33 protein-coding genes are annotated in these 19,443 nt (G+C 61.1%); 16 read left to right on the forward strand and 17 right to left on the reverse strand.

What is annotated here, in order from left to right; genetic code table 11:
• Positions 1-5 precede the first annotated feature (5 nt).
• From ACOKS3_RS19115 to ACOKS3_RS19190, 16 genes are all read right to left on the reverse strand, one after another.
• On the reverse strand, positions 6-740 hold the full coding sequence (locus ACOKS3_RS19115) for a phage head morphogenesis protein (RefSeq protein WP_422763859.1): 735 nt from the start codon (positions 738-740) through the stop codon (positions 6-8).
• A complete protein-coding gene (locus tag ACOKS3_RS19120) occupies positions 679-2,145 on the reverse strand; it encodes a DUF1073 domain-containing protein (RefSeq protein ID WP_422763860.1) in 1,467 nt (488 codons plus the stop codon). Before ACOKS3_RS19120 ends, ACOKS3_RS19115 begins: the two co-directional genes overlap by 62 nt.
• Positions 2,142-3,737, reverse strand: a complete 1,596-nt coding sequence (locus tag ACOKS3_RS19125; protein WP_422763861.1) for a hypothetical protein — start codon at positions 3,735-3,737, stop codon at positions 2,142-2,144. The genes ACOKS3_RS19120 and ACOKS3_RS19125 overlap by 4 nt, the downstream gene beginning before the upstream one ends.
• Before the next feature lie 4 nt (positions 3,738-3,741).
• On the reverse strand, positions 3,742-4,380 hold the full coding sequence (locus ACOKS3_RS19130; protein WP_422763862.1) for a hypothetical protein: 639 nt from the start codon (positions 4,378-4,380) through the stop codon (positions 3,742-3,744).
• Between the two features lie 49 nt (positions 4,381-4,429).
• Complete coding sequence (locus ACOKS3_RS19135) at positions 4,430-4,699, reverse strand: hypothetical protein (RefSeq protein ID WP_422763863.1); 270 nt, start codon at positions 4,697-4,699, stop codon at positions 4,430-4,432.
• A complete protein-coding gene (locus tag ACOKS3_RS19140) occupies positions 4,699-5,010 on the reverse strand; it encodes a peptidase M48, Ste24p (protein ID WP_250034722.1) in 312 nt (103 codons plus the stop codon). Before ACOKS3_RS19140 ends, ACOKS3_RS19135 begins: the two co-directional genes overlap by 1 nt.
• A gap of 211 nt (positions 5,011-5,221) precedes the next feature.
• Positions 5,222-5,812: a hypothetical protein gene (locus ACOKS3_RS19145; protein WP_422763864.1), complete on the reverse strand. Its 591-nt coding sequence runs from the start codon at positions 5,810-5,812 to the stop codon at positions 5,222-5,224.
• Positions 5,803-5,934, reverse strand: coding sequence for a hypothetical protein (locus ACOKS3_RS19150; protein WP_422763865.1), 132 nt, complete (start codon positions 5,932-5,934; stop codon positions 5,803-5,805). Before ACOKS3_RS19150 ends, ACOKS3_RS19145 begins: the two co-directional genes overlap by 10 nt.
• Positions 5,931-6,293: a RusA family crossover junction endodeoxyribonuclease gene (locus tag ACOKS3_RS19155; RefSeq protein WP_422763866.1), complete on the reverse strand. Its 363-nt coding sequence runs from the start codon at positions 6,291-6,293 to the stop codon at positions 5,931-5,933. The genes ACOKS3_RS19150 and ACOKS3_RS19155 overlap by 4 nt, the downstream gene beginning before the upstream one ends.
• On the reverse strand, positions 6,290-6,592 hold the full coding sequence (locus tag ACOKS3_RS19160) for a nuclease domain-containing protein (protein ID WP_422763867.1): 303 nt from the start codon (positions 6,590-6,592) through the stop codon (positions 6,290-6,292). Before ACOKS3_RS19160 ends, ACOKS3_RS19155 begins: the two co-directional genes overlap by 4 nt.
• Positions 6,592-6,990, reverse strand: a complete 399-nt coding sequence (locus ACOKS3_RS19165) for a recombination protein NinB (protein ID WP_137137297.1) — start codon at positions 6,988-6,990, stop codon at positions 6,592-6,594. The genes ACOKS3_RS19160 and ACOKS3_RS19165 overlap by 1 nt, the downstream gene beginning before the upstream one ends.
• Positions 6,987-7,748: a replication protein P gene (locus ACOKS3_RS19170; protein WP_422763868.1), complete on the reverse strand. Its 762-nt coding sequence runs from the start codon at positions 7,746-7,748 to the stop codon at positions 6,987-6,989. Before ACOKS3_RS19170 ends, ACOKS3_RS19165 begins: the two co-directional genes overlap by 4 nt.
• Positions 7,745-8,527 (reverse strand): helix-turn-helix domain-containing protein, encoded by a 783-nt coding sequence (locus tag ACOKS3_RS19175; RefSeq protein WP_422763869.1) that lies wholly within the window; start codon positions 8,525-8,527, stop codon positions 7,745-7,747. The genes ACOKS3_RS19170 and ACOKS3_RS19175 overlap by 4 nt, the downstream gene beginning before the upstream one ends.
• Positions 8,524-9,318: a Rha family transcriptional regulator gene (locus ACOKS3_RS19180; protein ID WP_422763870.1), complete on the reverse strand. Its 795-nt coding sequence runs from the start codon at positions 9,316-9,318 to the stop codon at positions 8,524-8,526. The genes ACOKS3_RS19175 and ACOKS3_RS19180 overlap by 4 nt, the downstream gene beginning before the upstream one ends.
• 323 nt (positions 9,319-9,641) lie before the next feature.
• Positions 9,642-9,842, reverse strand: coding sequence for a hypothetical protein (locus ACOKS3_RS19185; protein ID WP_400642593.1), 201 nt, complete (start codon positions 9,840-9,842; stop codon positions 9,642-9,644).
• A gap of 32 nt (positions 9,843-9,874) precedes the next feature.
• Positions 9,875-10,123 carry a transcriptional regulator gene (locus ACOKS3_RS19190; RefSeq protein ID WP_422763871.1) on the reverse strand — a complete coding sequence of 83 codons (249 nt, stop codon included), beginning with the start codon at positions 10,121-10,123 and terminating at the stop codon, positions 9,875-9,877.
• Positions 10,124-10,219: 96 nt separating this feature from the next.
• Here ACOKS3_RS19190 and ACOKS3_RS19195 point away from each other — a divergent pair, with 96 nt between their 5' ends.
• From ACOKS3_RS19195 to ACOKS3_RS19210, 4 genes are all read left to right on the forward strand, one after another.
• The gene (locus tag ACOKS3_RS19195; RefSeq protein ID WP_422763872.1) at positions 10,220-11,062 is read left to right on the forward strand and encodes a S24 family peptidase; all 843 of its coding nucleotides are present in this window, start codon (positions 10,220-10,222) and stop codon (positions 11,060-11,062) included.
• A 217-nt stretch (positions 11,063-11,279) separates the two neighbouring features.
• Positions 11,280-11,663 carry a hypothetical protein gene (locus ACOKS3_RS19200; protein ID WP_422763873.1) on the forward strand — a complete coding sequence of 128 codons (384 nt, stop codon included), beginning with the start codon at positions 11,280-11,282 and terminating at the stop codon, positions 11,661-11,663.
• A gap of 52 nt (positions 11,664-11,715) precedes the next feature.
• Positions 11,716-12,075 (forward strand): helix-turn-helix domain-containing protein, encoded by a 360-nt coding sequence (locus tag ACOKS3_RS19205; protein ID WP_422763874.1) that lies wholly within the window; start codon positions 11,716-11,718, stop codon positions 12,073-12,075.
• Positions 12,072-12,506 (forward strand): DUF6941 family protein, encoded by a 435-nt coding sequence (locus tag ACOKS3_RS19210; RefSeq protein WP_422763875.1) that lies wholly within the window; start codon positions 12,072-12,074, stop codon positions 12,504-12,506. The genes ACOKS3_RS19205 and ACOKS3_RS19210 overlap by 4 nt, the downstream gene beginning before the upstream one ends.
• 42 nt (positions 12,507-12,548) lie before the next feature.
• Here the strand turns inward: ACOKS3_RS19210 and ACOKS3_RS19215 are convergent, their stop codons facing one another.
• Complete coding sequence (locus ACOKS3_RS19215; protein WP_422763876.1) at positions 12,549-12,875, reverse strand: DUF1654 domain-containing protein; 327 nt, start codon at positions 12,873-12,875, stop codon at positions 12,549-12,551.
• Between the two features lie 440 nt (positions 12,876-13,315).
• On the opposite strand from ACOKS3_RS19215, the gene ACOKS3_RS19220 reads away from it, so the two are divergent.
• From ACOKS3_RS19220 to ACOKS3_RS19275, 12 genes are all read left to right on the forward strand, one after another.
• Positions 13,316-13,525 (forward strand): hypothetical protein, encoded by a 210-nt coding sequence (locus ACOKS3_RS19220; RefSeq protein ID WP_422763877.1) that lies wholly within the window; start codon positions 13,316-13,318, stop codon positions 13,523-13,525.
• 433 nt (positions 13,526-13,958) lie between these two features.
• Positions 13,959-14,366 carry a hypothetical protein gene (locus tag ACOKS3_RS19225; protein ID WP_422763878.1) on the forward strand — a complete coding sequence of 136 codons (408 nt, stop codon included), beginning with the start codon at positions 13,959-13,961 and terminating at the stop codon, positions 14,364-14,366.
• Positions 14,366-14,557 (forward strand): hypothetical protein, encoded by a 192-nt coding sequence (locus ACOKS3_RS19230; protein WP_422763879.1) that lies wholly within the window; start codon positions 14,366-14,368, stop codon positions 14,555-14,557. The genes ACOKS3_RS19225 and ACOKS3_RS19230 overlap by 1 nt, the downstream gene beginning before the upstream one ends.
• Positions 14,554-14,748, forward strand: coding sequence for a hypothetical protein (locus tag ACOKS3_RS19235; RefSeq protein ID WP_422763880.1), 195 nt, complete (start codon positions 14,554-14,556; stop codon positions 14,746-14,748). The genes ACOKS3_RS19230 and ACOKS3_RS19235 overlap by 4 nt, the downstream gene beginning before the upstream one ends.
• Before the next feature lie 290 nt (positions 14,749-15,038).
• A complete protein-coding gene (locus tag ACOKS3_RS19240; protein WP_422763881.1) occupies positions 15,039-15,770 on the forward strand; it encodes a hypothetical protein in 732 nt (243 codons plus the stop codon).
• Entirely contained in the window at positions 15,767-16,330 is a 564-nt protein-coding gene (locus ACOKS3_RS19245) for a siphovirus Gp157 family protein (RefSeq protein ID WP_422763882.1), read from the forward strand. The genes ACOKS3_RS19240 and ACOKS3_RS19245 overlap by 4 nt, the downstream gene beginning before the upstream one ends.
• A gap of 7 nt (positions 16,331-16,337) precedes the next feature.
• Positions 16,338-16,880 (forward strand): hypothetical protein, encoded by a 543-nt coding sequence (locus ACOKS3_RS19250; protein ID WP_422763883.1) that lies wholly within the window; start codon positions 16,338-16,340, stop codon positions 16,878-16,880.
• An 81-nt stretch (positions 16,881-16,961) separates the two neighbouring features.
• The gene (locus tag ACOKS3_RS19255) at positions 16,962-17,327 is read left to right on the forward strand and encodes a DUF7740 domain-containing protein (RefSeq protein ID WP_422763884.1); all 366 of its coding nucleotides are present in this window, start codon (positions 16,962-16,964) and stop codon (positions 17,325-17,327) included.
• Positions 17,302-17,664 (forward strand): hypothetical protein, encoded by a 363-nt coding sequence (locus ACOKS3_RS19260; RefSeq protein WP_422763885.1) that lies wholly within the window; start codon positions 17,302-17,304, stop codon positions 17,662-17,664. The genes ACOKS3_RS19255 and ACOKS3_RS19260 overlap by 26 nt, the downstream gene beginning before the upstream one ends.
• 67 nt (positions 17,665-17,731) lie before the next feature.
• The gene (locus ACOKS3_RS19265) at positions 17,732-18,208 is read left to right on the forward strand and encodes a hypothetical protein (RefSeq protein ID WP_422763886.1); all 477 of its coding nucleotides are present in this window, start codon (positions 17,732-17,734) and stop codon (positions 18,206-18,208) included.
• A 116-nt stretch (positions 18,209-18,324) separates the two neighbouring features.
• Complete coding sequence (locus ACOKS3_RS19270; protein WP_422763887.1) at positions 18,325-18,897, forward strand: DUF1566 domain-containing protein; 573 nt, start codon at positions 18,325-18,327, stop codon at positions 18,895-18,897.
• 52 nt (positions 18,898-18,949) lie between these two features.
• Positions 18,950-19,303 (forward strand): four helix bundle protein, encoded by a 354-nt coding sequence (locus ACOKS3_RS19275; protein ID WP_422763889.1) that lies wholly within the window; start codon positions 18,950-18,952, stop codon positions 19,301-19,303.
• Positions 19,304-19,443 lie beyond the last annotated feature (140 nt).

Below are 19,443 nucleotides of genomic sequence, written 5' to 3' on the forward strand. Positions count from 1 at the left end.
GGTTGTCACTCTGGAATGACTGGCTCAGGCCAGCACCTGCAATTGGGTAGGCACCCGGCGTGGCCGGTCAATTTGTCGAGCGTTGGCGGATCGCTCCAAGGCACGAACTTGCCCTCCATCGCCTTGTGCGAGGACCTGACGTCGCCGTCATGGGACGTGCGCCAGATGTAGCCCGTGCTGCCGGTCGCCTTGGCGCGGGCCTCGGTGAGGGTGGAAGCAGTGCGGGATACCTCAGTCCGAGCGATCAGCTGCGCGCGACTTTCAGCCACCTCACCCGACCGCCTGATCTCCTTGGCGATCTCGTTTGCCCGGGTGCCGTCCTCGATTCCCTTTAGGGTAAGGTCGTGCACCCGCTGTGCGGCCTCGGTGGGGATGCTCTTGATGAGCGTCACCTGCTCGGCCAGCAGGCCGCGCATCGCCTCGCCGGTGTTGGCATTCAGGATCTCGTCGCGCAGCGCCTTGGACATCTCCTGCGATCTCTGCGCCCAGGCCTTGCGGTCTTCCTGGTTGACGTCGGCGATCATCTTGCTGGCCGTGGACACAGCCCAGTCATTCAGCAGGTCGGAATAGCGGCGCAGGATCTGCGTGATGGTCGGGTCGGCGGCGGGATCACCAGGCGGGAAGCCGTTGATGATCGCGCCAACCTGCTTGGCCACCTGCGTCAGGCTGCGCTGGTACTCACGCTCCGCCCGACTCATCCTCACCGGGTTTCGGCGCTTCTTTTTGTCCAGGGTTCGCATTCGGCAACTCCAGCCCTTCAACACCAGGTGGCGGGTCGTTATCCGCTTCCTTGATGTCCTCGTCAGTGATGTTCGACCAGAGGCCGGTGGTCTGGCTGGACTGGCGCAGCTCCTTCAGCGCTGTCGCGCGGCTGACGATGCCGGCGTCGTAGACCTGAACCACGGAGTTGCTGTCCTTGGCGCCTATCTCGGCCTTCTCGGTGTCGGTGAGCTGCCAGAGCGGGTTGAACTTGAAGTCCCAGCCGTCTTCCATAGGCTTGCCCAGGACGGAGCGGCACACGACATCCAGCAGCGTGGTCACACCGGGGCGCAGGTCGCGGTCCTGCCAGGCGGCCACGTTGTCGTAGTAGGTGCGCAGGTCGCTGTCGCCGGAGCTGTTCATACCGCCCGGGGACTGGCCGAACAGACGAACCAGCGGGATCTGCAGCGCGCCCGAGATCTGCTCGCCAAAGCTCAGCAGCACCTCGGCCAGGCCGGAGAAGCTGTACTGGTGCGATTCGAACTCGTCCGAGGCATCCATGATGGTCATGCCTTCGTTCGACTGGTACAGGCGGATCATCTCCATCTGCTTCACGAAGGCCTCGAACGCCTTGCCGCCCATGGCAATCAGCTCGCGGAGCTTCTCGACCTTGTAGGTGCGCAAGTGGGCTTTGTAGACCAGCTGAGCAGTGCCTGAGCTGGTGCTGTCGAACGCAATAAGGCGGTCCCACAGGCGTTCCAGCACCGACTGGCCCCAGCCGTTCTCGGCGATGCGCTGCCAGTATGGGAGCTGCACACCTTCCAGGCGGATCACCCGGGAATAGTGAATCTTCTGGTTGACCAGGGCCTGCGCATCGGCGAGCACGGTGTAAAACTTAGGCTTGCCCAGGTGCGGGCCGTATTCGGTCACCAGATTCTCCAGCGACGGCTGAATCAGCCAGCGATCGAGAACCAGCAGGCCCTTGAACTGACCCTGCGCAATCGAATCCAGCTTGAGCGGAGTGCTGACGTTCTGGCCGTCGATCAGCATCACGGCAATCGAGCCGCCGTAGAGCCGGGACCATTTCACGTTGTCACAGAGGCTGTTCCAGATCTGCAGGCGTTCCATGGCCTGATTCAGCTTGTCCTTCTCTTCTGGCTCCATGTCCGATACCAGCTCGATGCCGGAGCGGGTCATGTCCTGGGCAACCAGGTCCACCGCCATGCCAGCGATCCAGCTGGAGCGATACACCGCCTCCATCTGGATGCGGTTGCGGCTGACCAGGTCGAAGGTGTAGTGCGACGCGGCGTTCTGGTTGTTCGCCTGGAGCCCGACGCGCGCAGCGAAGTTCTCGAAGCTGTCGCCAGTCATGAAGGACTTGCGGGCGGCATCGGTCGCGGCGATAACCTTCGCGGCTCGCGCCTTGGTCTGATGTCGTTTGCTCATCCTGCCAACCTGTTCCAGATGTCCAGTGCTCGGGTAGCCGGCTGGTAGCAGATCATCACTGCGTCAGCATGGTTCGGCGATTTGGTGCCCTCAGGGGCCTTGTCGATAACGATCTTGCCCACCTGGTTGATGGTGTACGTCGGCTGGGATAGCTCCATGGTCAGCAGCGAGAGCTCGGCCAAGTCGGGCGAGATACTGATGATCTCGTCTGGGTCGATCTCCATGCCCTCAACCACGGCCCGGTAGGTTGCCTGGAAGCGCAGGCGCAGCGCCCACCAGGCCTGGGCCTTGGCGTTCGCGAAGTAGTCCTTGTTCTTGCGCTCCTTGACCATCTCGCCCTCAGGGTCGAAGACAGGGCCAGAGCCACGGAATGGCGAGTCATCGACGCGGCGCTTACCGACCTCATGCCGGGCCTCGTTGATGACGCGGGCGTCACCCCGCACACCAGCACCGAGGCCGTCGGCGTCGTAATCGAAGCCCTCGTAGCCCATCTCATCACAGATGGCGAAGGCCTTGACCACTGATCCGTAGATGTCGCCGCCCTTACCGGACCACGACTCAAGGTGCTCCAGCAGGAAGCCATAGCGGCCGGCGAAGGCGTTCTTGTCGACGCCCTCGTCTGCCACGTCCATTGCCCCCCGGCGCATGCCGGTAGGCTCGATGTCGAGCTTGATGTGGGCGCCGATGGCGGCCTGCACCCAGGCGGACGGGATAACGACACCCTCGACCGAAGCCGAGTAGTTGATGTCGATCTCTTGCGCCACCACCACCGGATCCAGGTCGTTGACCTGCTTGGCGTACCAAGCGTCGTCCTTCCGCGGGTCGTCACGCCAGTGGAAGGTGAAGACCTTGATCTTGCCTCCGTGCCGGCGCTGGGCGAACGGGTTGCCCATGCCGTTTGGTGTTGAGATGTCTTGCCGGCAGTTGGTGGTTGCCGACAATGACGCATCGACGAGCTGTGGGCGCTCAAGAAACGCTGCCTCGTCGACAATGTAGAAGCTGCTGCGGTCGCCCCGGCCGATGCCGTCGCCAGACTCGCCGGTGATGACCGAGTCGGTACCGGGGAACATGATGCGCATGTGCGGGGCGTGCTTGTTCGATTCCCACCCGCCACGGAACTCGCTCGGCAGCAGGCGCATAAACTCGCGCGCCTTCCAGAACAGGCTCTTGGGAGAGCCGATCTTGTCGACGTACTCTTCCTTGCGCGAGCCGAAGCCCACCACCACGCCGTGATGGAACAGGCATACCGAATTGGCCAGGCCGACAGTCAGCCAGGACATCCCCATGTCGCGAGTCTTCTCGGTGATGCCGGGCTCTTGGTTCTTCCAGCGCTCGATGAACCACTCGACCCACTCCTCCTGCTTCGGGAACAGCAGGAATGGGATGCTGGCCGGCAGGCCGCGCTCAACGTTGCGGGGATCGAACGTCATGCCCCAGTCGATGATGAACTGGGCTGGGTTGTCGCGGTAGAACGCCTTCATGGCCGGAACAGCGCCAGGCGCCTTCCTAATCCGCTGCAGCCGCTCGGCGCGCCATTCGAACACCTGCCCGTAGTCCGGATTGCGGAAGTCGAACGGGAATGGAATCGGCATGGCTTCAGCCCATCAGTTTCTGGTAGGCCTTGGCCGCCTCCACCGGGTCAGTTGGGAATGCATCGTCGGCTGGAGTCGCAGGGCCTCCGGCATCATCGCCGGTGAGGCCATAGGCTTGACGCTCAAGGGTGATCAGGTTCTTGAGCGTTTCGCCCAGTTCCTTCATCACTTTGGTGCGGTTCGGCAGGTCGATCACCTTGCGGTACAGGTCGTTAAGTCGATCCACGCCGTTGTCGTCCGGGCTCAGCAGAAGCTCGCCCAGCTGACTGAAGAGGTCGCGGTTATCGGTCAGGCCTTCCAGCTCTTCCAGCAGCTTGTTTGCCAGCCTACGGTAGCGGCCAATGTCCGTCCGGTGCCCTATGCGGATGTCGGCAATTACCTTGGCATTCGCGTCGACGATGCCGCGTTCGGTTGCCAGGGTTTCCGTGGCAACTTCTTTGGCAACCTCCGCTTTGGCAACCAGCGAATCGGCCTTCGCCTTGATCTTGGCTTGAAGGTCACGCTCCCAGCCTAGGGCCTTTGCCTTCTTCTGGATCGCGGTGTGAGAAACACCGCATGCCGTTGCGATCTCGCGCACCGACAGCAGGCCGGCCCGGTAGAGCTGCTCTATGCGCTCCCAGTCTGGTGTCTGCTTCTCGGTCATGCTCATCCTTTGCGCGCCACAAAATGGCACTTGTCTGTTTTGTGGCGCGCTATCCCGCCTGGAACACATGGCCACGCCGGGCAACCGCGTACAGCACGATGCCAAGCTTGAGGATCACGCTGTACAGAGTCGGCACATGCCCGCTCATGGCCAGGACGAACGAACCGAACGCGCCGATGGCAACCAGGTAGAACGCAGCAGCAAGCAGCGGCTCATCTGCCGGCCGTATGCGCCGCAGGTAGTCACAGGCCGCGATCACCACCAGGACGCTCAGGAACGCATTGGCCCCGACCAGGGCTGAAATCAGGGTAGAGCTCATCAGGTAGCCCCCTTGGCTCCGAACTGGCTCACCACCGACTTCAGGACTGGGATGATGTTCATTGCCAGTAGGCCTATGAGAAAGGCCACGCCGTATTGGGTTTCTCCGCTGGTGCCAAGGTTGAAGTAGCTGATGGCAAGCGGGGTGCAGAAAACTGCTGATGCGAATCCGGTGAAGAAGGCGGCAACCGCCTGCCCCCGGGTAAGGCCTCGCAGAAAGGTCAGCGAGAGGATCGCTCCTGCGAAGCCACCAATAATCACGCCGTACTTCACCAGCAGGACGCCGGCAGTCGTGCTTGCTGGTTCGGCCATAGATGGTCCCTGGAAGAAAAGGCCCGTTTGAGGCCCTCATCAGGGCGCGGGCAAGTGCGAGGAGCAGCGCACAACGAATGGGGAGTAGAAACGAAAAAGCCCAGCGCTAAGGCCGGGCTTTCTGGTGATGTTTGCCAAAGGCAAAATTGTCACGATGGGAAAAAGTTACCGTCAGCCGTGCATTTTGTCAATACGTTATAACGATTCGATTTTATGCTACCTCTCGCATCACCGATATCGCCCTTGCCACAGGCACCAGCGCCTCTTTGTCGAGGTCATTGCAGGCTGCGAAGCAACCGTCGATAAACCCCTCCCACTCCCGGGCCCAGGCCACACTGCTCAACTCCAAGTCCAGCGTGCGCAATAGCCACTCGCGGAACCCTTCAGGTGTCGGGCACGGGTCCTGCCCTTCGCTTTGCCCGCCCTGGTGCATGCGGCGGTACCGGTAGAGAACGCCCAGGGCGACCAGGCGCGCCTTCTCGAACTTCTTGGCGTACATGCGTGGGCCGGCGGCATAGGCCACGCAGAACACAGCCTGGTGCGCGTCATCAGCATCGTCAGCCGTAGCCATCGGGCTGTACATGTGGTTGCCGAACGCCTTCAGATAGGCCGGCAGCGTGTCGATGGCCTGCTGGATGCGGCCGGCGATGGCCTGGTGAGCCTGGTGGCCTGACTTCCGTTGCTTGTCGGTCTTCTGGATCATGCGACCCAGCAGCCCCATCTCCTGCATGACTGCACCCTGGCTGTCCCTCGGGGTGTAGAGGCAATCGTGCCAAGCGGCTCGTGCTGAGTTCAGTTGCATGGGCCGCCCTCCTCGCGCTTGCGCTTGGCCTTGATGGCCGCAGCGCGTGCGAGCGCATACCCGCCGAAGATGATCATGGCCAGGATGAGCAGCTGGCCGCTGTCGGTTGGTGTCCAGTTCATGCTGCTGCCCCCTTCTGCTCCTCGATACGGACGCGCACGGCGCCGCCCTTGGTCGTTTCCTTGCTCACCCTGATCTGGGTGGCGAACACGCTGTCATCGATGCCCAGGGCATCTGCCAGGCCGTCACGGCCCGCCTTGAACATCGCCAGCAGGTTGTCGTCGTCGCGCCGGCGGCGATCCGGCGGCACGAACTCGAGCAGGAGCAGGGCGTCACCCTCCGGTGCCTGGATGCCGGCCTGCTTCGCCAGCAGGTGGCAAGCTGCTCGGTAGGATTTGGCCGCCTTGCTCTTTCCGGTCCAGTGCACCCGGGCATTCGGGCTGCATGCGGCCGGTGGCCACGGTAGAGTCAGTTCCGTCATGCGGCCCCCTTCACGGTCAAAATGCCGGCCCGGATCAGGGCCTCATGAGTCTCAGCGATTGCTCGAGGCATGTCGGACCAGTCCACCTCGCCCTTCCCGCGCCCGTCGAGAACGTCGTGGCAGGCGCTGCAGGCGTATACCGCCACGGTGTCGAAGCCCTTCATACCCATGCCCTTCTGCCCGCACGGCAGGTGCGCCAGCACGGTGGTGTCGGGGTTGAAATTGCAGATGCCAGGGATGCGCACGGTGCAGTCCTGGCCGCGGGCGCTCTCGCGCACCCTCTTGGACACGACTCGCATCAGTACTGCCCTCCCCACCGATCCGGCTCAGTCCAGCGCACGCCATGCTCGGCGCCGAAGGCATGCATCACTTCGAATAGATCGCTGAACCACTTCTGCGACTGCTTACGGGTCGAGACGCCCAGGACGACGAATCCACCGTCGATGCCAGGCACTGCGTCCTGCTTCTGCACCGCGGCGCTGAAGATGTGCTTCCAGTCTTCGTCGGTGAGCTTGCGGCCGTACCACTCCACCTGCTGGGAGACGTCGCGGAGCATGGCCCACATCTTTCGGTTGCAGACATCGGGGCGCTTCTCGTCGCGGATAACGATTAGCTTGGGCTTGGTGAAGTCCTGGGCCTGCAGGCGCCCCAGCAGCGCGCTGACGTCGCCCATACTTCGCATCAGGAACTCAGTCACACCCCCTCCCCGGCCGGCTGCCCGGCGCGCTTGATGTTTAACTTGGCCAGCAGGTGTGCACGGCATGCGGCGGCGCTGGATGGAATCTGCTGGAGGTCCAGCAGCCGGGCCTGGCGTTGGCTGGCGTACTCGTCAGCCAGCTGGGCCTGGCTCTTCTGGCTGTCATGGCCGATCCCGGCAGCGATATCGCCCAGGGGCTCGCCGGCGACCAGCATGCGGATGGTGATGTCGTAGGCCCGGGCGAAGACCTTCTCGGCCCGTTCTACCTCCATCGCCCCCAGGTTCTGCGCCTCACACTGCAGAGCCGCGTGGCGCACCGCTGCGTGCGACCAGGCGCGGGAACCTGCCCGGCTGGGGTGGAAGTTCTCCAGCGCCTCTGCCAGGGCCCGCGCAAGCGGCGGAATGCCCATCTCTTCCGGGGTCGGCTGGCACAGCTTGATGAACTTGCCGCTGCTCGGGGCGAAGTCGGTACCCAGCAACCGGCATTTTTGGATGCCGAAGCGGATCTGCTCCAGGGTGTTGATGCCGGCCGCGGCAAAGGACTTGATCCAGCTGCGCTTGGCGGCCATCAGAGCGTCGTCATCAGGCCAGGCCTGCTTCCACGCCGGGAAGATAGCCTGCAGCTCTAGAAACAATGCGTTGACCACCTTGGTCGTGCGCTGATCCAGTTGCTTGGCCGGGGCCTGCACCTCGGCGGGAGCGTTCTTGGTCGCCGCCATGATCTGCGTGACGCTGCGCAGTTTTGGTTGTGCGTTCATAGGTCCCCCAGGTCATCAGCCCAGCTGGTGTCGTTGAAGTCGGGACCGGTGCGGCGCAGATGGCCCTGCTGGGCACCAGGTAACACCTTCTCCGGAAACAGGCCGGTCCAGCCGTTGCTGATCGATTGGTTGATCACAGCGTCGGGCGCGTGGTGGCCGGCCAGGGTCTTGGCTTGACGCTCACAAGTCGTCTTGGTCAGGCGCTTGCCGATCTCGCGGCGGTGCTGGCACCAGTCGGCCCAGGTCTGCTCGCTCACGTTGGTGGGCTTGCAGGTCATCGGGTCGAACTTCTGAGCCTTCTTCGGTGCCGCAGGAGCGTCAGCGACTGGGCCCTTCGGTTCTTTGATGGTTCCTTGATGGTTTATTGATGGATTGGGTGCAGCTGTTGCACCCCGTTCTGTCGTGGTTTGCACCCCGTTCTGTCGTGAGCTGCACCCCGTTGCGTCGTCATTTGCACCCCGTTCAGAACCGGGTGCAGCTGTTGCACCCCGTTCTACGCACAGGTCATAGACGGTCGGGCGACGGTCGTGACGGTCGATGTAGGCACCGGCAATCGCCTGATTCCCAAGGCGAATCACGCCGATCTCAAGCAGGTGGTCGAGCTTGTACTTCACCGTGCGGATGGATAGGCCGGTGTCATCGCTGATGCTTGCGGAGGACGGAAAAGCCCCTCGGCCGTTCTTGTCGGCATAGTTGGCCAGGACCAGCAGCACATAGCGCGCAGTGGCGTCTACGATGTCGCGCTGCTCCAGGGCCCATGCCATGGACTGGACGCTCACGCTGCACCTCGCACGGCCTTGTCGTGGGTGTGCAGGCCGTCCCAGTTCTTCTTCATGGGCAGCTCGCCGGCCAGGTAGAGCTCGTACAGGCGCACGGCGCCCTTGCGCAGCAGGATCGGCGTGTAGCTGATGAACGCGTCGCGCCCGTGCGGAGTGATCTCCTGCTGGTGCTCGGTCATGTACTTGTCGCGGGCGTAGGCGGCCACACGGTACCGGGTACCGGACTTGCTCTCGTTGTAGAGCCAGTTTCGGCGCTCAAGGAAGTGTCCAACCTGCATCACGTTGACCCCATTGAGGCCCTTGCAGAACTGCACGTGGCTCATGCCTTCCTTGAACAGGTTCTCCAGGTGGTCGATCTTCTTGGCCTGGGCCTCGACCTGGACGGTGAGCAGTACGCGGGCTTTCTCCGACTCAAGGGCCATCTGGAGGATTTCCAGCTTGCTCAGGTCGGCGGGCATCGGCTTCGCTACCTGGGCCTCCAGCTGCTGCCATCGGTCCACCAGTGCGGCGGTGAACTCGGGCGACAGCTGGGCGACGACAACAAAGCTGTCGCGCTTGCCGATCAGGTACTGCTTGATGCAAAGCGGCCCAGGGCCCGGATTAGGGACTTCCTCAAATTGAGGGAGTCCGATCAGGCCTTTGGCATGAAGGGATTCGATGGTCCGCCACACATTGTCGTGACGTTTTTGGGTGACCTCGGCAATCTCCCGCGACGACATGCGCGCCACAGAATCGTGGTTCGCATTTTGTGGCGCGGGCCGGCTGAAGGTCTGTACACTTTGGGTCTGCATATGCATAATTGGTCCCAGTTATGTGATGTTGCAGAGAGCCGGGGCGCAATCCCGGCTTTTTTGTGCCTGTAATTCAGAGAGGGGCTCTGCCCTACCCTGAAGAGTCTCTCTCTGAGGCCCTTTTCAGGGGCACCAGCTGTAGCACCTTGGCTTTCCTTCGCCCGACGGCGGATGTAGCTCCAGCCGAGACGGCTTCCAGCGCCATCTCGTTCAGCGCTTTTTCGAGGGTCCATTCATTGGCCCTCATCAGGGCCTCGATCCGTCGTCTGGCATCAGGCGGTAGCTTGCTCATTTCAAAAAACATTCGGCCCTCCAGAGGGGCCTCAGCCCGCGATATCTTGTTTCTTGGGCTGCATCAGCTCCTCGATCACGCCGTTCTCGACGGCCCACTCGATGATTTCGTACAGATACGTGGCGTGCTGCATGCGGGTCCTGCTCGCAGCCTTCCGAAGGATTCGGTCAAGGACTGGCTCGAAACGAACCTTGACCGGAATGTCGCGCTTCTGGCTGGGGTCTGTGTACATGCTGGTGTGGCTCCTTGCGGCTATGAAATTGGTTATGCGGCGGAAAGAGAATGGCTGGACTGGTTGTCCGCCTGAGTCCACGGGAACGACGGGCAAAGATCTGCACGCCCTACCACTCCGTTCGTGAGCGCTTCGATCTGCAGCGCGCGCTTGGCTGGGACTGCGCGCTCTCCGGAACACCATTGGTTGACGGTTGGAGCCGCAACATTCAGCCGGCGCGCCATTTCCGCCTGGCTGCCCAGCAAGCGGGATGCTTCTTTGGCTGCTTCTGCTGATTTCATGAGTTCTCTCCTGGAGATTTACCGATGAATATAAGGCATTACCTTATTTCGTACAAGCCATTGCCTAATCAACGCCCCCATAGGCCTAATTAGGCAATGCTTACCGGACCAGAATTAGGCGCAGCCATTGATGCAGCGCGGATCGCCAAGGGCGTATCGAAGAAACAACTCGCAGACGACTTCCAGGTGAAGCCTCCGTCGGTTCAGGGCTGGGTGAAAAACGGTCGGATCGACAAGTCGAAGCTGATGGACGTCATCGCCTACTTTGCTGACGTTGTAGGCCCCGAGCATTGGGGGCTGCGCCCAGGCTTTACCTACGAGAGCCTGCCGGACGTCGCCTCAGTCTCGGTTGAAGAGCCAGCGCCCACCTCGGCTGCGGATATCGTTCGCAACATGCTCGCCAAGCAGGGTAAGAACCTGCCGGAAAGTGCTCGCGCGCAGCTGATGGCCGCTGCCGAAGCTTCGGATCAGGACAACGTAATCGCCGCGGCCTACTCCCGCCCGGGTCTCGTAGGGGATGAGGTTCGGATTGCTCACTACGATGTTCGCGGGGCCATGGGCAATGGCCAGGCCACGCACGACTACCCGGAAATGCTTAAGGACATTCGCGTAAGCCCTAGCCATCTACGGGAGCTTGGCGTTGAATTCGAAGAGCACTTCCACCTGAAGGTGGTCACCGGCTGGGGCCAGTCGATGGAGCCCACCATCAAGCACCGTGATCCGCTGATCGTGAACATCAACGTTCGCGAGTTCGTGGGCGACGGGGTATACCTCTTCGTCTGGGATGACCTGCTCTACATCAAGCGCCTGCAGGTGGCTGATGAGGAGCACTACGAAATGATTTCGGACAACCCGAGGCACAAGGATCGGCTGATCCGGCGGGACATGACCTACATCCAGGCACGGGTGCTGCTGGTTTGGAACGCGCATTTGGTTTGAGAGCTAGGAAAGATTAGAGCGCGAGACCGTGGTGCTTTGCCATCACCCAAACGGGGTAAAGTGACACGTAATTTTTATGGTCTTGAGGGGCGATGGCAGGCCGAAATGGCTCCATCCCAACGGCTCAGCGAGAGCTTCAAAATTCGTTTCGCCTTGAAAATATACCAAGGGTGATATATTGTACGAGCTCATAGTAGGTGACGAAGCCACCGGGGACGTGGAAGTCATTTTGGAGAAGGAGCCAGCAGCGGGATACCGTTTGGTAGCCTTGCTTGAGGAGATCGCTGGCAGCCAGGACCTCATGGAAAAATTGTCATGGGATCATTACGGTGGCCAGCCGCACGCACCAGAGCAAGGCGCGTCAATGAGCGTAGCCAAATGGCTGAACCTGTACCGCAAGGGCCTTAACATCTGGCGACTCAGGGATTTTGAGTTGTCTCGATTAGGGCACGAGTACAGGGTTATTTATGCATTTATCCCTGCTAAAGATCTTTATTTTGTACTAGCCGTCGTCGAGAGAGCGTTCAATTATGACCCTAGCCACCCTGTCACACAGCGCGTCTATTCAGCTTACAAGCGCCTTGAAGCAGACGGTTGGTGACGCTTCAGGATCTCTAACGCGAGGAGTTGTGATCCAGTTTGAGACTGCGGTCATGCCCGTGCCCCTTGCCAAAAAGAACACTGCTTTTTCCAAGCTCATTGCAAAGCTTGACGCTAGTGCAGAGCATAGAGCCGGCATGGCTGAAGCTAGGGAATGGGTCGCTAAAGAGGTTCTTGTCGAGGAAGGTGACACTCTTCGAACACTCAGGCTCAAGAGAAACCTCAACCAAACCCAATTCGCTGCCCTGCTTGGGACTACCCAAGCACAAGTAGCGCGACTGGAGAAAGGAAATACAGACCCTCAACGCTCGACTTGTAAAAAGCTTCGTGAGGTGCTCGGTATTTCAGCGGACAAGCTCGAAGAAATTCTAGACAGGCAAGAAAAAGCCTACGAATTGAAGGCCAAAAAATGACACGCTTTGCTTACTCAGTGTTCTGTGACGACATCAGAAATGAGATCAACAATAAGATCTCCATGATGGGGATTTTTGGCTCCCTGATGTACCTCCAAACGTTCCCTAGCGTGCTGCCTAAGCTATGTGCAGTGATAACCGTCAGTACGCCTGCCGATAAGCTTTTTCAATCGGTAAGCTTTAAAGGCACCATGGATGGAAATGTCATTTTCGATATTTCTCTGGATGAAGCCCAGATCACGGAAATGCGTCAGAACGTAGGCCTGATTGAAGTCCCTAAAGTTATTGAGGCGAAGGCCGTCGTGGTCTTGTCCCCTCTTCACCTGTCAGGCCCCACTAAAATTCATGTGACGGTAGTGGCTGATGGTGAAGAAATTGAGTGCAGTGGATTACAAATCTCGCAACCTCCAGAAGGTATGACGATAATTTGACAATTATGAAAGCCCGCTAAACAGCGGGCTTTTTTTTGTCTGTCAGAAAGGCGCCTCCTCCTCCAGCTTCTCCTCCTCCCAATCCTTCTCGATGATCAAGTCGTCGCGATCCTCGGCGCTCGGCTGCTCCCATCTGACAGTCACGCTCTCATCGTCGTTGAAAGTCAGATCGATCTCTGGCGTCTCTGCCAGCAGACCCATCACCTCTTCCCACTCCATATCGCCATCCGTGTCCAGGCGATGAATCGTAACCCATCGCTGAGCCTGCGCGATTGGGTGATTGATCATCGACGAAACCCGCAGGCCCAGGCGTTCCAGTCCGGTAATTTCCTGGCGCGCCTGCGGCGCCAACTTCTTATGCTTGGCCATTCCTTCCTCCGCTAACTGTATATCCATCCAGCATTAGGCGGAGCTTACATGAGCCATCGCGCGATGCAAGCCCAACGATGAGATTAGGCAACCATGAAAAAATTAGGCATTACCTATTTACAAGAATTAGGCATTGGCTTATCGTTCATCTCAAGCAGTCACTCACCAGGGACTGCAGAGGCCCTCACCGGCCGCCGCTCTTTAACAACCAGCGCAACAACCAACAGACCGCATTGCCTCTGCCGGCGACCGGCGCCAGACAGCCCCGAAAGGCTGCCCACGACAGGGATCACCCTGTACGGCTGACGAAGGTGAAACGCCTGAACTGAGTGAACGACCCGGGCATGCAATGCGCCCCGCCATCCCGGCGGTAATGGGACAGAACGATTCACTGAAGCACCTGGGCGACCGGGTGCTTTGGGAATCCACTGGAGAAAGCCATGTACGCAACTGACGATGAGATGAAGATCCGCAAAACCGGGCGCGTGACCATCACCAAAGAAGGCATCAGCGTTGAGGGTTTCGACGTGAGAGGAGCGATGTGCCGTGAAGTTGCAGTGATGGCTGCGGCCTGGGCGATCGGCGAGCTGCAGCGCGAGATGCTCAAGACCATCGCGAAACCTGGCAGCGGGAAAATCAGCGTCGATTGAACAACCAGCGCCACGTCAGCCTGACGTTAACTGCCCGATGCCCTGCTCCCCATCGCAGGCTGCATCGGGGTTTGATCTGAATCCTGCCGCCAAGCAGCACAGCTTCTATCCAGCGAGATCGGGAGGAACGAACACCGGTCGATGCAGAGATTGGCTCCTGCCAGATCATACCCCGATGCAGAGAAGCGCCCAGCTCCGGGCGCGGTTACCGAAGTACCTGTGGACGTCCCTTCCCTCGCTCCGAGGTTATACGAATTGCGCCGCTGGATGGGTCCACGCCAAGCCAGCTGCCGGGGTAGCGCCCGGCATCTGCATCAACCCTTCCCTTCACTTCGACCGCATTGGCAGGCGCCAGGCCACCTTTCACGGTGGGTTTGGTCACCCGCGCCTGGCTCCTGGCCAATGCGGCCGCACAACCAATCTGGAGGACGCCATGGGCGCACTTCGAGCAGCACAATGGCAGTACGACAACCAGTTGCCTCCGGCGGTGAGCGAAAGCTCGGCGGAGGAGCGCTGGATCGACGACGGCATCGCAGAGCTGATGGCGCGCCGCGACTTCGTGTTCCAGCGCAACTTCCGGCAGTGGGGCGTGACCTTCGATCGTTTCGCCCAGGCGGTGGATGAGTTCGTGATGGGCCAGCTGGGCCTGTCTGGGATCAGCAACTCTGTGCTGGGCCGCCTGGTCCTGGCGGCGCGTTGCAAGGTTCCCAGTGATGCCGCAACAGCGGCCGACGAGATCATGAGCGTGGCCAACCCCGATGCCATGCTGCGGGAGATCGCCCGCACGCTGCTCACTCCCTTCGCGAAAGAGGGAGTGCTGGCACAGGCCGAGGACGCGTAATGAGCCCTTATGTCCTGATCGACAACGAGCTCGACGCCATGGCCGACCCAGCGACACCCCTGTCCTGGCAATCCATGGTCCTCAAGCTCCTCACAGAAATGCTGGCCGACCAGCGCATCACCATCGAAGAGTTCAACCACTACTGCGGGCGCCTCAACAAGATTGTTGGTGGGCGCAAGGAGGTTGCATGACCACTGCACCGGTTAAATCCCTGATCGACGAGCAGCTTGAGCAGATCGAGCGAAGCCTTGCAGTGATCAGCTTCGGTCTTCCGTTCAACGAGGCCGTGGGCCTGCCTCGCGATACGGCGGTGCAGAGCCTGACGCGCAGCCTTGGCGTCACCATGAAAGGTCGCCGAATCGCCATCCGTGTGCGGCCATGACCCGCCAGCAAGCGCGACGCTTGGCCTTTTGACGCGGCAGCTTCACCACCCTCTTCATTTGCACTGCCTGGATGCTTGCGAGCGCCTAGGCTGGCTCCATCACTTCCTGAATCACACGCACCCGAGCACGGCGGGCCCCATCGGGGATAACCGTACCCCTTCGGGAGCGTAAGCGGCGAGAGCGCGCAACCATCCACCGCAGCCAGGGCCTGGGCGAGACCTCCAATCCTGGGTGACCTGGCATTTCCCCTATTTCAACTGACGGCGCCGGCCTGGCGCGAGGTTTTCTAATGTCCACTACCAACATGAGCATCTGGGAGAAGGTCCAGACGACCGACACCCGATTCACCAAGGACGCCAAGGTCGGCGGCCAGCAGATCACCAGCTTGAACGGCACCGCCATGGTCATGAAAGCCACCGAGCTGTTTGGCCCGGTCGGCATCGGCTGGGGATGGAAGATCATCGAAGAGCGTTTCGACGAAGGCCACGAGATCTACGCCGGTGAAGGCGACAAGCGCGCCTGCATTGGCCGCGAGATCGGCCACACCGTCAAGATCTGCCTCTGGTTCATGCAGGACGGCCAGCGCGGCGAGATCGAGCAGTACGGCTGCACGCGGTACCAGTACAAGACCAACTACGGCATGACCACCGACGGCGAGGCGCCGAAGAAGTCGCTGACTGACGCCATCAAGAAGGCGCTGTCCATGCTGGGCTTCAGTGCCGATGTGTTCCTGGGCATGTTCGACGACCAGAACTACGTCCAGCAGCTGCAGGCCGAGCAGGCGATCGAGCTGGCCGAAGATCGGCAAGCCGAGATCGATCGGCAGCAGCAGGAGCGCCTGGACTTCATCAAGGACACGATCACGACCATGCAGAAAGCCGTCACGCCGCATGAGCGCAAGAAGATCCACGACCACGCGGTGCGCAAACTCATCGGCCGCAAGGACGAGAAAGGCGCCGCGCGGATCTCGCTTGAACTGAAGAACCTCGAAGCTGGCAAACCCCAGGAGGCCGCAGCATGACCCAGCTCTACGCACTCACCGGCCAGATGGCCGAACTGGCCGCCATGTGCGACACCGACGACGAAGGCCTGAGGCAAGCCATTCAGGACACCATGGCCGGTATCCAGGGCGAGTTCGAAGTGAAGGCCGACAACATCGTCATGCTGCGCCGGAACATCGAGGGTGATATCGGCGCCATCGACGCCGAGATCGACCGCCTGAACGAGCTCAAGCGCATCAAGGCCAATAGCGTCACGGCGATCACCGACTACCTGCGTCGGAACATGGATGCGGCCAACATCAAGTCGATTAAACGCCCCCTCTTCACCATCAGCCTGGTCACCGGCAAGGAAAAGGTGATTGTCGACAACGAACAAGCGGTACCGGATGAGCTGACGTCGGTGGTGACCAAGATCGCGCCGGACAAGAACGCCATCGCCGCCAAGCTCAAGGCCTTGCGCGAGCACAACGAAGCCGTCCGCAAGCGCGTCGCCGCGGGCGAAGACTGCGAACACGAACTGATCCCCGAGCCGGCCTGGGCGCACCTGGAGCGCGGCGAGAGCTCGATCCGCATCAAGTGAGGTGGTCATGAATCAATCAATCGACCTGGAGGCCGCACAAGCGGCCTTCTTCGCGTCTGGCGGCCAGCTTGTCGTTCTGGAGGGATTCACCTACCGGCCGCTGCCTCCGCGCAAAGGCCCTGAAGCGCAGCCAGCGCCGGCCGCAAAGGTAGCTGCCAAGAAGGCAACGCCATCGCCTCGTAAGGAAAAAATGAAAGCCCGCGCCGACCAGGTCGCCGAGATGGCCAAGACCATGACCTGCCAGCAGGTTCATGAGGCCACTGGCATTTCCAAGCAGGCCCTATTCCGTGCCTCGCGGGAAGGCAACTTCGTGTTTCGTCGCGCCGAGCGGAAGAAGTTGGCCAACAGCAAGCGCGATGCCCAGCGCCAGATCCAGCGAAACCTGAAGCGGATCGAGGAACTGAAGGTGGTTCAGCAAATCTGCGCCCTGCGCGATACCGGCCTGCACCGCGCCCAGGTAGCCGAGCAGTTGGGCCTGAACTACGGGACGCTGGTTAACATCATCGAGCGCAACGACATCAACTTCCCACGGGTTCGCGTCAGGAAATGAAGAGCATCAACAACCTGGTCCGCCACCGCCGGCGGCAAGAACAGTTCCACCTGCCGCCCAGCGGCCTCACGGAGCACCGAAATGCAGAAAGCACCCTCTGGAGTCGTAACCCTGCCGGCCTGGATGAATCGGCCGGTCAAGAAGCTGTACAACACCCGCAGCGGCGGTCAATACCGGCCTGATGATGTGGCCCTGGCCTTCGCGCTGAGCCTGCGCGTGCACGACAGCGCCGACCACTTGCGCAGGCTGGCCCGGCGCCTGGCCGACAAAGTCTGCCTCGAGCACCAACCGAACATGAAGCGGCTGGCACGCGAGCCGGACGAAGCCAAGGTGTTCGACGCAGCGCTCAAGATCATCAACCGGGTGTGCGACCTGCTGGAGTACGCGCCGGGCACATCGTTCGTGCGCAATGGAGGCGGTGATGACCCTGACGCAGCAGCAGCGTGACGAGAAGCGCAGGGCCAAAGATGCCAGGGCCAAGGTTGAAGATCTTCGGATGAAGGCCGGCCAAGGCACCCGCCAGGCCCTGGCCGACATCATGGGATGGGCCGAGGTCGAAGAGAACGGCGAAGCCATGACCCTGATGATCCACCGCATCCATGAATTAGGGCCTGAAGCGGCCCGCCACTTCCTCAGTGCACCGCGCCACGAAATCGTTGTGTCGGATTTTGTGGCGCGCCGGCTCGACCAATTCCGCATTGGGCGCGAGCTGCGCGCGCCTGATTTGCTGATGGGCGACGACCCAGATGATACCGGGCTGCTGCTGATCGCCAGCCGCGCCTGACCACAATCCTGCATTACCAACTCACCGCCACCAGCCATGGAGGGCGGCCTACACCCTGGAGAAAGTCATGACCCAATCTGTACTGCAATCCATTGCCGCCGCCGACCTGCCTGAGCGCGGCCAGCCACTGGCTGGAGGCATCTTCGTTACCCGCTATTGGCTGAACGGCCAAGAACGCGCCCTGGTGCTGCTGCCTGATGAATTCGAAGGTGCCTGGGGCGAGTACGGCGTCGAGCTCAAGGGCGCCGGCAGCTACAGCGACGGCGAGGCGAACACCCGCGCCATGGCCGAGGCCGGTAGCGAGATCGCCATCAAGGCCCTGGAGCTGGGCGCGCACATCCCATCCTGCCTGGAAGGCCAGCTGGTGATGGCGGCGAAGGCTGAAGGCCTGGTCACCCTGCGCGAGGACCGCTGGCACCACTTGAGCACGCAGTTCTCCGCCTACCGCGCCTACACCATGGGCTTTGAGGGTGGCTGGCTCTACCACTACGGCAAGTACAACGAGCGTCTCGTCCGCCCCGTCCGCAGCCTCATCCTTCAGTAATTCACCCCTTCATTCCTTTCTTTGCAGGCGATTCCGGGTTCGTCAGGACGGCGATCAGACCAGAAGCGTGCCGGGAAGCGCCGGCCGCCTGCACCTACTTCCATCAGGAGCACCCCATGGAGCAAGTCAGTATCAGCATTGACGCCGGTGTGGCGTCCCGAATCATCCAGCGCGAGTTCGACCGCCTGCTGAACTATGCAGCGCTTGATTCAGCGCCTTCCAGCGTTCCGGCCTTGGGCTCGTACTGGCCAGGGCAAGGCGGCTATAACGCCGGCCTGGTGCGCGGCGAGGGCGGCGCGCCCGACTACTACCTGATCGTGCCAGTACTAACCGAGCAGCTTCGCGCTGAATGGGGCGGTCGTGGCGAGGAATGCGAAGGCGCCACCAGCATGAGCGACGGCCTGGTCAATACCCGGGCACTGCTGGCCGACAGCAACGAACACCCGGCCGCTAAGCTGGCCAGCGAGTTCACCGCCGATGGGCACAGCGACTTCTACCTGCCGGCGCGCCGCGAGCTGCAGGTGGCCGAGGCGAACGTGCCGGAGTTGTTCGAAAAGGCCTATCACTGGTCGTCTTCGCAGGTCTCCGCCAGCAGCGCCTACAGCGTGGGCTTTGAGGGTGGCTGGCTCGACTACTCCGGCAAGGTCTACGAGCGTCTCGTCCGCCCCGTCCGCAGATTTATTCCGTAATCCAATTCTTCATTCATGGGCGCCTCGGCGCCCTCGCTTTTAGGAGTCCAGGATGGCCCTTCACACAGAGCTTGAGATACACAAGGTGGCCGAGGAACTGCTCGGCCTATCGCTCGACCTGGTTCGAAACATCCCTCGCGATCTCAAGCAGGTCGTCGGCTCGAAGATCCGGGACGAATGCCTTCAGGCCCTGGTGCTGATCGGTCGCGCCAATATGGCAAGGGACAAGCTCCCGCACCTGAACCTCCTGCTCGAGAGCGTCTGGATGCTGAATTACCTACTGCGCGCCCTCACCAACAAGGGCCTGATCAGCAAGGGGCAGCACGCCAAGGCAATGAAGCTCACGGCCTCCATAGGTCGCCAGGCGAACGCCTGGAAGAAATCCGCAACCGCGCCCGCTGCTTGAGGGTTACGGCCCTCCTGCCTGTGCGCTGAATCTGGTCGTGCCGCTGATCTATGATCACCGCCATGCGCAGCACGGATACCGCCAACGAATGCTGGTAGGTCCGGCGCAGTTTCCAGGCTGAGCAATCGTCCTGGCGACGT

The sequence above is a fragment of the Pseudomonas sp. HS6-2 genome (assembly GCF_049325675.2).
In the GTDB taxonomy this organism is placed as follows: Bacteria; Pseudomonadota; Gammaproteobacteria; order Pseudomonadales; family Pseudomonadaceae; genus Aquipseudomonas; species Aquipseudomonas putida_N.